The 9379-nt window shown below is 71.5% G+C and carries 15 protein-coding genes; 7 read left to right on the top strand and 8 right to left on the bottom strand.

Annotation, left to right across the window (positions count from 1 at the left end; genetic code table 11):
• Positions 1-292 precede the first annotated feature (292 nt).
• Both V6U82_RS30475 and V6U82_RS30470 read right to left on the bottom strand, forming a co-directional pair.
• Positions 293-496 (bottom strand): hypothetical protein, encoded by a 204-nt coding sequence (locus V6U82_RS30475; protein ID WP_334467399.1) that lies wholly within the window; start codon positions 494-496, stop codon positions 293-295.
• Between the two features lie 234 nt (positions 497-730).
• On the bottom strand, positions 731-1102 hold the full coding sequence (locus tag V6U82_RS30470; protein WP_128136281.1) for an ArsR/SmtB family transcription factor: 372 nt from the start codon (positions 1100-1102) through the stop codon (positions 731-733).
• 177 nt (positions 1103-1279) lie between these two features.
• On the opposite strand from V6U82_RS30470, the gene V6U82_RS30465 reads away from it, so the two are divergent.
• Positions 1280-2323, top strand: coding sequence for an ArsO family NAD(P)H-dependent flavin-containing monooxygenase (locus V6U82_RS30465; protein WP_334467397.1), 1044 nt, complete (start codon positions 1280-1282; stop codon positions 2321-2323).
• A 188-nt stretch (positions 2324-2511) separates the two neighbouring features.
• Here V6U82_RS30465 and V6U82_RS30460 read toward each other — a convergent pair whose 3' ends face one another.
• From V6U82_RS30460 to V6U82_RS30440, 5 genes are all read right to left on the bottom strand, one after another.
• Positions 2512-2919, bottom strand: coding sequence for an arsenate reductase ArsC (locus V6U82_RS30460; RefSeq protein WP_258544598.1), 408 nt, complete (start codon positions 2917-2919; stop codon positions 2512-2514).
• A 165-nt stretch (positions 2920-3084) separates the two neighbouring features.
• Positions 3085-3831, bottom strand: coding sequence for an MIP/aquaporin family protein (locus V6U82_RS30455; RefSeq protein WP_334467395.1), 747 nt, complete (start codon positions 3829-3831; stop codon positions 3085-3087).
• Between the two features lie 50 nt (positions 3832-3881).
• Positions 3882-4343 carry an arsenate reductase/protein-tyrosine-phosphatase family protein gene (locus tag V6U82_RS30450; protein ID WP_334467393.1) on the bottom strand — a complete coding sequence of 154 codons (462 nt, stop codon included), beginning with the start codon at positions 4341-4343 and terminating at the stop codon, positions 3882-3884.
• A complete protein-coding gene (locus V6U82_RS30445) occupies positions 4340-5026 on the bottom strand; it encodes an arsenate reductase/protein-tyrosine-phosphatase family protein (RefSeq protein WP_128136249.1) in 687 nt (228 codons plus the stop codon). Before V6U82_RS30445 ends, V6U82_RS30450 begins: the two co-directional genes overlap by 4 nt.
• A 93-nt stretch (positions 5027-5119) precedes the next feature.
• Positions 5120-5338, bottom strand: coding sequence for an ArsR/SmtB family transcription factor (locus tag V6U82_RS30440; protein ID WP_334467391.1), 219 nt, complete (start codon positions 5336-5338; stop codon positions 5120-5122).
• Between V6U82_RS30440 and V6U82_RS30435 the strand changes: the two genes are divergently transcribed.
• Positions 5337-6356, top strand: a complete 1020-nt coding sequence (locus V6U82_RS30435; protein ID WP_334467389.1) for a flavin-containing monooxygenase — start codon at positions 5337-5339, stop codon at positions 6354-6356. The genes V6U82_RS30440 and V6U82_RS30435 overlap by 2 nt on opposite strands.
• Before the next feature lie 41 nt (positions 6357-6397).
• Here the strand turns inward: V6U82_RS30435 and V6U82_RS30430 are convergent, their stop codons facing one another.
• Complete coding sequence (locus V6U82_RS30430) at positions 6398-6781, bottom strand: ArsR/SmtB family transcription factor (protein WP_128136252.1); 384 nt, start codon at positions 6779-6781, stop codon at positions 6398-6400.
• Between the two features lie 86 nt (positions 6782-6867).
• On the opposite strand from V6U82_RS30430, the gene V6U82_RS30425 reads away from it, so the two are divergent.
• From V6U82_RS30425 to V6U82_RS30405, 5 genes are read left to right on the top strand one after another with little or no spacing between them, the layout of a single operon-like run.
• Positions 6868-7017 carry a hypothetical protein gene (locus tag V6U82_RS30425; RefSeq protein ID WP_181726486.1) on the top strand — a complete coding sequence of 50 codons (150 nt, stop codon included), beginning with the start codon at positions 6868-6870 and terminating at the stop codon, positions 7015-7017.
• A gap of 14 nt (positions 7018-7031) precedes the next feature.
• The gene (locus tag V6U82_RS30420; RefSeq protein ID WP_334467387.1) at positions 7032-7280 is read left to right on the top strand and encodes a hypothetical protein; all 249 of its coding nucleotides are present in this window, start codon (positions 7032-7034) and stop codon (positions 7278-7280) included.
• On the top strand, positions 7277-8521 hold the full coding sequence (locus V6U82_RS30415) for a M28 family metallopeptidase (protein WP_334467385.1): 1245 nt from the start codon (positions 7277-7279) through the stop codon (positions 8519-8521). The genes V6U82_RS30420 and V6U82_RS30415 overlap by 4 nt, the downstream gene beginning before the upstream one ends.
• A gap of 11 nt (positions 8522-8532) precedes the next feature.
• A complete protein-coding gene (locus V6U82_RS30410; protein WP_435124021.1) occupies positions 8533-8859 on the top strand; it encodes an ArsR/SmtB family transcription factor in 327 nt (108 codons plus the stop codon).
• Entirely contained in the window at positions 8859-9356 is a 498-nt protein-coding gene (locus tag V6U82_RS30405) for a GNAT family N-acetyltransferase (RefSeq protein WP_128136255.1), read from the top strand. The genes V6U82_RS30410 and V6U82_RS30405 overlap by 1 nt, the downstream gene beginning before the upstream one ends.
• Positions 9357-9379 lie beyond the last annotated feature (23 nt).

Raw genomic sequence — 9379 nt, 5'->3', positions numbered from 1 at the left:
CCACACCGCCCTCCTCGCCGACTTCACCACCCTCAACACCGCTTGACTTCTATAGGAGCATCCAGGGCTTCCTGTCCGGTGACCTCTGGGGGCTCGAAGAGGTCACCGGAGCACCTAGACTTGTGTGAGCTTTAGGGTTTTGGCGATCGTCATCGGCGGTGGGGCATTGGTTCGTGTGGCCCCTCGGACACCAGTATTCGTGCGGGATCACGGGAGCTGACCACCCCGGTGGCTCCCGATGAGGAAACCCGTAGCACCCGTGCGCCCATCGACGAGCAGTTCATCGGCGCGGTCATCCCCACCCCGCTTCCTCGCCCGGCACCGCCACCGGCCCGATGCCGGCGCTGCCCGCACCGCTTCCATCCACGCGGGAACCGGTCGACGACATCGCCGTCGACGTGGCCCGCCCGGACGCCGACGGCCGGGTGGCGGCCCGATCCCGGCGCGGGGTCTGCACCCGGTGGTCGACCGCGGGCGCGGGGAAGAGACGATCCATCAGCGTCAGACAGCGTCGGCACGTACAGGGCGGTCCAGGCCTGGTGGCGGAGCGGTTGTGCGGCTGATCGCCACAGCCCGGCGAGCAACGGGAGCACCAAGCAATCAGCTGATCTTGGTTGCTGAGGTGGTCAGTGGCTGACCGGTCAGCCGGCCATCGAAGGCGATCTGGAACACGTCGAGGAGTGCTTTCGCCGGCCACCGGCACCGGTCGGGTCGAGGCTCATCAACGCGCTCAGCGGGCCTTCTTCCCCGCCCGCTTGCGGGGTGGCGTCAACAGGTCGGCGATCGCCGCGATCGCGGACGGCACCAGGCGGTAGTACGCCCAGACGCCGCGCTTCTCGCGTTCGAGCAGGCCGGCGTCGGTGAGGATCCGAAGGTGATGACTCACGGTCGGCTGGGAGAGCCCGAGCGGCGCGGTGAGGTCACTGACGGACGCCTCGCCCTCGGGGGCGGACTGGATCAGACTGAGTAGCCGCAGCCGTGCTGGGTCGGCGACCGCCTTCAGCACTCCCGCGAGCCGCTGAGCGTCGGATTGCTTGATCGGCTCGCCGGCAAGCGGCGAGATGGCAGGCATGGCAGTTTTCGCAGTTCCCACGTCTTCCATCGTTCCACGAACACCATCGATAGGCCGGTGGAACCGGAACCGGGTCGCCGCCAGTGTGCGGGTAAAAAGCCGTGACGACGTGCCTGCGGGGTCGGACCAGGAGTCGGCGTAGGCCACCGTTTCGGTGTCGTGGGCTACTCGGCATGATGATCGGCGGACGCAGCGGAGGTGTAGAGGGTGCCCGGATCGTGTGACGTGGTGGTCGTCGGGGGCGGGCAGGCGGGCCTGGCGGCGGGCTACTACCTGCGCCGCGCCGGTCTGGATCACGTCATCCTCGATGCTCAGTCGCAGCCGGGTGGCGCGTGGCGGCATGGCTGGGACTCGTTGCGGTTGTTCTCCCCGGCGGAGTACAGCCCGCTGCCCGGGTGGGGCATGCCGCGGCAGGAGGGGGAGGAGTTCCCGACCGCCGCGCACGTGGTGGACTACCTGCGCGCGTACGAGAAGCGGTATGACCTGCCGGTGCGCCGGCCGGTCCGGGTGAACGAGGTACGGCCGGCCCGGGAGCGCTTGGCGGTGGAGACCGATGCCGGGACCTGGTCGGCCAGGTATGTCATCTCCGCCACCGGCAGGTGGGAGTGCCCATACGTGCCCGACTTCCCCGGCCGTGAGGAGTTCGCGGGTCGGCAGTTGCACACGGCGCACTACACCTCGCCGGACGAGTTCCGTGGGCGGCGAGTGGTGGTCGTTGGTGGGGGCAACTCGGCGGCGCAGATCCTGGCCGAGGTGTCCAGGGTCGCCGAGACCACCTGGGTAACCCTGCGCCCTGCGCGGTTCATGCCCGACGACGTCGACGGTCGGGTGTTGTTCGGGGTGGCCACTCGCAAGGCTGCCGGTGGGGCTGGCGGCGGTGTCAGCGATCTCGGGGACATCGTCATGGTGCCCAGCGTCCGCGACGCCCGGGATCGTGGGGTGCTGCAGGCCCGTCCCATGTTCGCGCGGCTCACCGCACATGGCGTGCGCTGGCCGGACGGCACCGAGCAGCCCTGCGACGCGGTCATCTGGTGCACCGGCTTCCGGCCCGACCTCGCTCATCTGGGGCCGCTGCTGCCCAGGTGGCAGGACGGCGAGGTGGCCACGGAGGGCACCCGGTCGGTGGACGAGCCTCGCCTGTACCTGCTCGGCTACGGCGACTGGACGGGACCGGCGTCGGCCACGCTGGTCGGCGCCGGCTGCACGGCGAAGGCCACGGTCGCCGACATCACCGCCCGGCTCGGCGGGTAGCCGCCGACAGGATCCGGCCGTGGGCCCGGGGCCCGGCCGGCATGGGCCAGGCCTCGGGCGAACCGGGTCACGGCAGGGCGGCGAGGTAGCGCTCGGCGTCGAGGGCGGCGGCGGGTCGGGCACGAGGCCTCCTCGCTCGGTCCGCCCGCACCGATCTTCGGCGGCGGGGCGGTGGGGTGGACTTTGCCTCAGGCAGTGGGGGTGAGGTCGGCGAGGAGTTCCTCCACCCGGGTGCGGATCTCGTCACGGACGCGACGGACCACGGCGAGGTCCTGTCCGGCCGGGTCGTCGAGCTTCCAGTCCTCGTACCGTTTGCCCGGGAAGGCCGGGCAGACGTCGCCGCAGCCCATCGTGATGATGACGTCGGAGGCTTCGGCGGTGGCGTAGTCGAGGATCTTCGGCTTGTTGGCGGTGATGTCGATGCCGACCTCCCGCATCGCCTCGACGGCCACCGGGTTGATCTGGTCGGCGGGCTCGGAGCCGGCGGAGCGGACCTCGACGGCGTCGCCGCCGAGGTGGCGCAGCCAGCCGGCGGCCATCTGGGAACGGCCGGCGTTGTGTACGCAGACGAACAGGACGCTGGGCTTGGACATCAGATGCCTTCCTTGCAGTACAGGTCATAGGGCCGGTTCATGGGCGCCTCGGCGCGGGGTGCAGGTGACGGCCGGTCCGGGTCGCTGTTGCGGTTGAGCAGTTGGTAGCCGCCGGCGGCACGCGGCGGTACCGCACCTCAATCTCACGGCGCTCCGGGTCGCGGTGGATCACCGGCGGTGGTCCGGTGCCGGATCGCGTCTCTCGGCAGGCACGACGACCTGGTCGGCGGCCCGCCCGGCGTCAGGGTAGAGCGCGGCGAGCAGGCCGACGCCGACCGCCAGCCCGACCAGTTGGGCGACGACGAATCCGGGGACGGAAGCGGGTGCGATGCCGGCAAAGGTGTCGGTGAAGGCACGGCCGATCGTCACCGCGGGGTTGGCGAACGAGGTCGACGAGGTGAACCAGTACGCCGCCCCGATGTACGCGCCGACCGCGGCGGGGGCGATCAGGGCGCGGCCGGAGCGGGCGAGGGCGAAGATCAGCAGGATCAGCCCGGCCGTGGCGACGACCTCGCCGAGCCACAGGTGGCCCGCAGCGCGGTCCCTGGTGGAGAAGTCGACGGCGGCGAGGTCGAACATCAGGTTCGCCAGCACCGATCCGGCGATCGCGCCGAGGACCTGGGCGACCGTGTAGCCGGCGAGGTCGCGGGCGGTGAGCCCGGTTCCGGCGCGGCGACCGAGGAACCAGTCGGCGGCGGAGACGACGGGGTTGAAGTGAGCGCCGGAGATGGGACCGAAGACGAGGATCAGCGCGCCGAGGGCGAAGGCGGTGGCGGTGGAGTTCTCCAGAAGCTGGAGGCCGACGTCGCCGGGGGAGAGGGTCGTGGCCATGATGCCGGAGCCGACCACGGCGGTGACCAGCAGGGCGGTGCCGAGGAACTCGGCCAGCAGGCGCCGCCGAAGTGCGATGGTCATCAGTTTGTTCTCTCCATGATCTGAGTAGCCCCGACTTGCCGGGGTGACGGTTACCAGGTGTTGGTGACGTTCAACTCGTCGAGGAGCCGGCGGACCCGGCGCTCGATCTCATCCCGGATCGGCCGGACGCCGGCCAGGTCCAGGCCGGCGGGGTCCTCGACGTTCCAGTTCTCGAAACGGGTGCCGGGGAAGACGGGGCAGGCGTCGCCGCAGCCCATGGCGACCACGACATCGGCGGCGCGGACCACCTCGTCCGTCCACGGCTTGGGGAACTCCTCGGAGATGTCGATGCCACGTTCGGCCATCGCCGCGATCGCGGCGGGGTTGATCCCGATGCCGGGTTCGCTGCCGCCGGACCAGGCGATCGCGTGCTCGCCCGCCAGGTGGGTGAAGAAGCCCAGGGCCATCTGAGAGGCGTCGAACTCCTCGGCCAGCCGGGTCGCGGCGGTGTGCAGGGCGAGCTGCTGGTCGAGGGTGATCTCCGGTTGGAGGTGGGCGCTGATGTCGGTCATCGGGTGCCTCTCAACATGGTGGTGGGGGCGAGGCGGTCGACGCGGTCGGCGAGGTCGGCGTAGGCCGCCTCGAACGCTTCGTCGGTGTCGATGCGGACCGGGTCCGGCACGGACCAGTGCAGGCGGGGGCGGACCGGTCCGGTGAGCTCTTCGTTGGCGTTGTCGCAGACGGCGATGACCAGGTCGTCGTCGCGGACGACGTCGCTGACGTGTGCGGTGCCGGCAGGGTTGAGGTCGAGGTCGTGGCGGTGGGCCACGGCAAGCGCGCGGGGATGCACCCGGGCCGCAGGCTTGGTGCCGGCCGAGGCGGCTTCCCCGTGGGTGCGTCGCTTCCATAGCGCCGCGGCCAGCTGCGAGCGGGCGGAGTTGTGGGTGCAGACGAAGACCACCCGTCCCACATCGGCCAGCGGGGGAGGGGTGAGGGCGGCCAGGGCTGCCGGCTGGAGTCGCAGGTAGGTGCGCCGCCGGTCGCCCTCGGATCGGCCGCGGACGACGAGGCCCGCTTCGGTGAGCACCTTGACGTGGTGGGCGACGAGGTTGGTCGGCATGTCGAGGGTGTGGGCGATCTCGCCGGGGGAGGCGTCGCCGAGGGTGAGCGCGTCCACGATCGCCAGGCGCGCGGGGTCGCCGAGTGCCGCGTGGATCCGTGCGCGCCCGGCCAGGGAGACAAGCTCAGCTTTCATTGACTCAACTATTACTGAGTAACCTTCGGGAGTCAAACGTGCTGGAGGCTGAGGTCCGCGGTTCGGGCGTCGGGGTGGCTGGCCGGCGACTGGTCAGCAGCAGGTTGCCAGGTAGGACTGCAGCTCGGCCAGGGCGGCGAGTGCGCCGTTCCGATCGGCCCGGTAGTACACCGTCTTCCCGTCGCGACGGGAGGTGACCACCCGCCCGCGTCGGAGCAGGGTCAGTTGCTGCGACGCCGTGGCCTGGCTGATGCCCGTCCGCTCGGCCACCTCGCCGACCGACAGTTCGGCGCCCTGGGAGAACAGCATCATGATCCGCTCGCCCGTCGGCTCCTGGCCCGACTACTACGACAGCCTCACCCTCTTCTCGCCCGCCCGCTACAGCGCCCTTCCCGGCATGCCCTTCGACGGCGACCCGGACCGCTTCCCCCGCCGCGACGAGGTCACGGCGTACCTGCGCCGTTACGCGCAGACCCTGGACGTCGACATCCGCACCCGCACCCGTGTCATGGCCGTGCACCCTGGCCCCGGCGGGGGATACCTCGTCCGCACCGACACCGGCGACGAGGTGGCCGCGTCCGGCGTGGTCGCTGCCAGCGGATCTTTCGGCAACCCCTACCTGCCGACGCTGTCCGGCCAGGACGACTACGCCGGCGACCTCCGGCACGTCGCCCGGTACCGCAGGCCGGAGGCGTACGCGGGCAAGCGGGTCATCGTTGTGGGTGCGGGCAACTCCGCCGTCCAGGTCGCCTACGAGATCGCGGCCCACGCCCGGGTCATGCTCGCCACCCGGGAGCCCGTGCGTTTCCTGCCCCAACGCCTCGCCGGGCGGGACCTGCACCACTGGCTGCGGGTCACCGGCGCGGACCACCTGCCGCGCCGCGCACTCAGCCGACTTGTCCGACACGCCACCGTGCTCGACACCGGCGTCTACCGCGACGCAATCGCCTCCGGGCTGCTGTCCCGGCGGGACATGTTCACCGCCTTCACCCCTGACGGCGTCGTCTGGGCCGACGGCATGGCCGAGCCGGTCGACGCGGTCATCTTCGCCACCGGCTACCGACCGGACCTCGCGTACCTCAGACCCCTCGGCGCTCTCGACGATGGCGCGCCCCGGCAGGTGGGCGGGATCTCCACCACCCGTCCAGGGCTGGTCTATCTCGGTTTGGAGTTCCAGCGATCCTTCGTCTCGAACACCCTGCGCGGAGTCGGTCGCGACGCCGCGTACGTCATGACTGCCCTCGCCGCTCAGGTGTCCGGACGGCCTCGCCAAGGCCGGCAGCGGAAAGCGGGCCTCGCCTCGCACGCGGGATCCCGCGCTCAACGCTGATCGCGATCGGCGCTGGTGGATGCGGGGTTTGCCCGGCGGTTCTACGCCTTCGACGAGAGGGCCGGCTCGATCGCCAGCAGTGCGGCGAGCTGGCGCAGGATTCCCGGGCGGGCCCGGTAGTAGACCCACGTGCCCCGCCGTTCGGCGTCGACCAGGCCCGCCTCGCGCAGCGTCTTGAGGTGGTGGGAGATCGTCGGCCCGGTCAGGTCGAACGCCGGCGTCAGGTCGCACACGCATGCCTCCCCGCCCTCGGCGGAGGCGATCATCGACATGAGCCGGAGGCGCACCGGGTCGCCCAGGGCCTTGAATGCAGGCGCGAGCGCCGCGGCCGTCTCGGCGGGAACCCGGCTCTGCGCCAGCGGGGGACAGCACGGCGCGTCGGCGTTGAGATCGATGACGGCGAGGGACGCCTCTTGCTTTGACATACCTCTAGGTTGACATCTCTCTAAACAACGTGCAACTGTCTGATTCGACAGACGTCAAGACAGTCCTCCGAGGAAAGAGGTCCCTCATGTTCGGCTTCACCCGCCGGCCGCCCACACCGCTGCCTGGTCTGCGGTTCTGCGACTCCTGTGCCCAGGTGTCCACCGCGGCCCAGCGCGCCGAGCGGCGTCTCGACCGTGCCCGCACCATCGCCTACACGCTGACCAACCCCCGCTGAGGAGAGGATCCGACATGAGCCAGAACACCCCCACGGCCGGCGGTTTCTCCGGCGAACCCGCCGCCGCGCTGCAGGTCACCGGGTCCGGCGCCTGCTGCGGCAGCCCCGCCCAGGCCGTCGGCGGGATCCTCCCGCCGGCCGGCGAGACCACGAACGGCGACCCGTGCTGCGGCACCCGGCAGGCTGCCCAGGTAGCCGACTCGTGTTGCGGCACCCAGGCCAAGGCCGACGCCGTCACCTCCGGACAGGGGTGCTGCTCGTGACCACCCCGAACGAACTCCCGGAACTGCTCGGCGACGTCAGCGCCGACCGGATGACGGCCACCGTCGCCACCCTCGCCTCCGATCCCCTGGCCGGACGGCGCGTCGGCTCGGCCGGCGGCGCGGCAGCCCGCGCCTGGCTCGTCGACCAGCTCACTGACCTCGGCGCGGCGGTCCGTGTCGAGGACTTCCCGGTCCGTGGCGTGCCGCAGGTGTACGAGGCGCCGACGGTCACGTGGGGCGACCGGAGCGGCTCCGCTCCGTTGTTGTTCGGTCGGCAGGTCGCGATCCACCCGGCCTCCGCCGACAGCTCCGACACCCGGCGTGGCGGCCTCGGTGTCGCCGGCAGGGATGACCCGGCGGGGCGGTGGCTCGTCGTGCCGGCCGAGATGAGCCTCTTCGACGCCTACCGCGACACCCGCGGCGCCGCCGGGCTTCTGGTCCGGCGCCCGGTTGACGCTGAGGGATGGCAGTTCACAGTGCTCGCCGGCCCGGACCCGGGGCCGCTGCCGGTGCTGACCCTCGACCCGGACACCCACCACGCCGTGCTCACCGCCGCCACCGCCGGGGACGGCTGGCTGGCCGGCGCGGCGCCGCTGCGCTGCGACGACGTCACCGGCGCCAACGTCCACGCCCGGATCCGCGAGCCGGTCCCCGGCGGCACAGACCTGCTGCTGACCGCCCACTACGACGGTGTCGGCGATCATCCGGGGCTGCGCCTGCCCGGAGCTTCGGACAACGCCACCGGCGTCGCGGTGGTCCTGGAAGCCGCCCGCATCCTCACTGCCGCACTGCCCGTCGGGGTGGGACTGTCTGTCGCCCTGCTCGACGGGGAGGAGGTGGGCGCGCTCGGTTCCGCCCACCACGCGGCCCAACTCCGCGCCGAAGGGGCCGCGCCGCTGGTCATCAACGTCGACGGTGCCGGCCGCCTCGACGGGGCGGCGGCGGTGGAGGCTGGTGGCCCCGCCCACCGCCTCCTTGCGTTGCTCGATCAGGCCGGCCGGCACACCGGCCTCCCTCTGGCGGCCGGACCTGTGGCGTCGGACAACCGCCGCTACGGCGGTGCCGGCTTCGCCGCAGTCGGAATCGGCGCCGGGATGGGCGGCTACCACAGCCCTGCTGACACCCCCGACAAGGTCGACCCCGCCACCCCCGGCGCGATCGCCCGGCTCGTCGTCACCACCGCCCACCTCGCCGCGGCGACTTCCGCTACACTTCCATCGCCAATCGGCGATAGACGATAGAGGGAGTGGTGGTGGGCGACCTGCTCGACCGGGACACCGCGCAGACCTACGCCTCATGGTTCCGGGCCCTGGCGGACCCGAGCCGGGTGCAGATCGTGGAATACCTGGCCCGGCATGCCCGGCCGATGAGCGTGGGGGAGATCGTCGCCTCCGTCGGGCTCGCCCAGTCCACCGTCTCCCAACACCTGAAGATCCTCACCGAGGTGCGGTTCGTGCTTGTGGAGCCGGTCGGTACCGCCCGGCACTACCGCATCAACGACGCCTGCGTCGGCTGCTTTCCGTCGGCCGCTGATGTCGTCATGGGCCGCCCGGCCCCGAGCCCGAAGGGAGCCTGCTGATGGCCGACATCACCGTCCGCCGGATGACCTCGGACGACGCCGATCGTGTTCTGGCCATCTACCAGGCCGGTCTCGACGGCGGCAACGCCAGCTTCGAGACCATCGCGCCGACCTGGGCGGCATTCGAAGCGGCCAAGCTGCCTGACCATCGCCTCGTGGCCGTCGACGCGGACGACACCGTGGTCGGATGGGTGGCGGTGTCGCCGACGTCGAGCCGGGCGGTCTACGCCGGGGTGGTCGAGCACTCCGTCTACGTCGACCCCGCCGACCAAGGGCGTGGCGTGGCCCGGCTGCTGCTGGACGCGCTGATCGCCTCGACCGAGGCTGCCGGCATCTGGACCATCCAGTCCGGCGTCTTCCCGGAGAACACCGCCAGTCTCGCCCTGCACCAGCGGGCCGGCTTCCGCGTCATCGGCACCCGCGAACGGATCGGCCAGCACCACGGCCGGTGGCGCGATGTCGTTCTGCTCGAGCGCCGCAGCCCCGTCATCACCTGACCCCCGTTGAGTTCCGCCCGCTG

The sequence above is a fragment of the Micromonospora sp. CPCC 205554 genome (assembly GCF_036902745.1).
Classification (GTDB): domain Bacteria; phylum Actinomycetota; class Actinomycetes; order Mycobacteriales; family Micromonosporaceae; genus Micromonospora; species Micromonospora tulbaghiae.
This window is presented reverse-complemented; position numbering and strand designations above follow the sequence as displayed.

Excerpts from the sequence above, each read along its gene's own strand:
- V6U82_RS30475 (WP_334467399.1), bottom strand. The coding sequence starts at position 496 with ATGGATCGTCTCTTCCCCGCGCCCGCGGTCGACCACCGGGTGCAGACC.
- V6U82_RS30470 (WP_128136281.1), bottom strand. The coding sequence starts at position 1,102 with ATGGAAGACGTGGGAACTGCGAAAACTGCCATGCCTGCCATCTCGCCG.
- V6U82_RS30455 (WP_334467395.1), bottom strand. The coding sequence starts at position 3,831 with ATGACCATCGCACTTCGGCGGCGCCTGCTGGCCGAGTTCCTCGGCACC.
- V6U82_RS30450 (WP_334467393.1), bottom strand. The coding sequence starts at position 4,343 with ATGACCGACATCAGCGCCCACCTCCAACCGGAGATCACCCTCGACCAG.
- V6U82_RS30445 (WP_128136249.1), bottom strand. The coding sequence starts at position 5,026 with ATGAAAGCTGAGCTTGTCTCCCTGGCCGGGCGCGCACGGATCCACGCG.
- V6U82_RS30435 (WP_334467389.1), top strand. The coding sequence starts at position 5,337 with ATGATCCGCTCGCCCGTCGGCTCCTGGCCCGACTACTACGACAGCCTC.
- V6U82_RS30440 (WP_334467391.1), bottom strand. The coding sequence starts at position 5,338 with ATGATGCTGTTCTCCCAGGGCGCCGAACTGTCGGTCGGCGAGGTGGCC.
- V6U82_RS30430 (WP_128136252.1), bottom strand. The coding sequence starts at position 6,781 with ATGTCAAAGCAAGAGGCGTCCCTCGCCGTCATCGATCTCAACGCCGAC.
- V6U82_RS30425 (WP_181726486.1), top strand. The coding sequence starts at position 6,868 with ATGTTCGGCTTCACCCGCCGGCCGCCCACACCGCTGCCTGGTCTGCGG.
- V6U82_RS30420 (WP_334467387.1), top strand. The coding sequence starts at position 7,032 with ATGAGCCAGAACACCCCCACGGCCGGCGGTTTCTCCGGCGAACCCGCC.
- V6U82_RS30405 (WP_128136255.1), top strand. The coding sequence starts at position 8,859 with ATGGCCGACATCACCGTCCGCCGGATGACCTCGGACGACGCCGATCGT.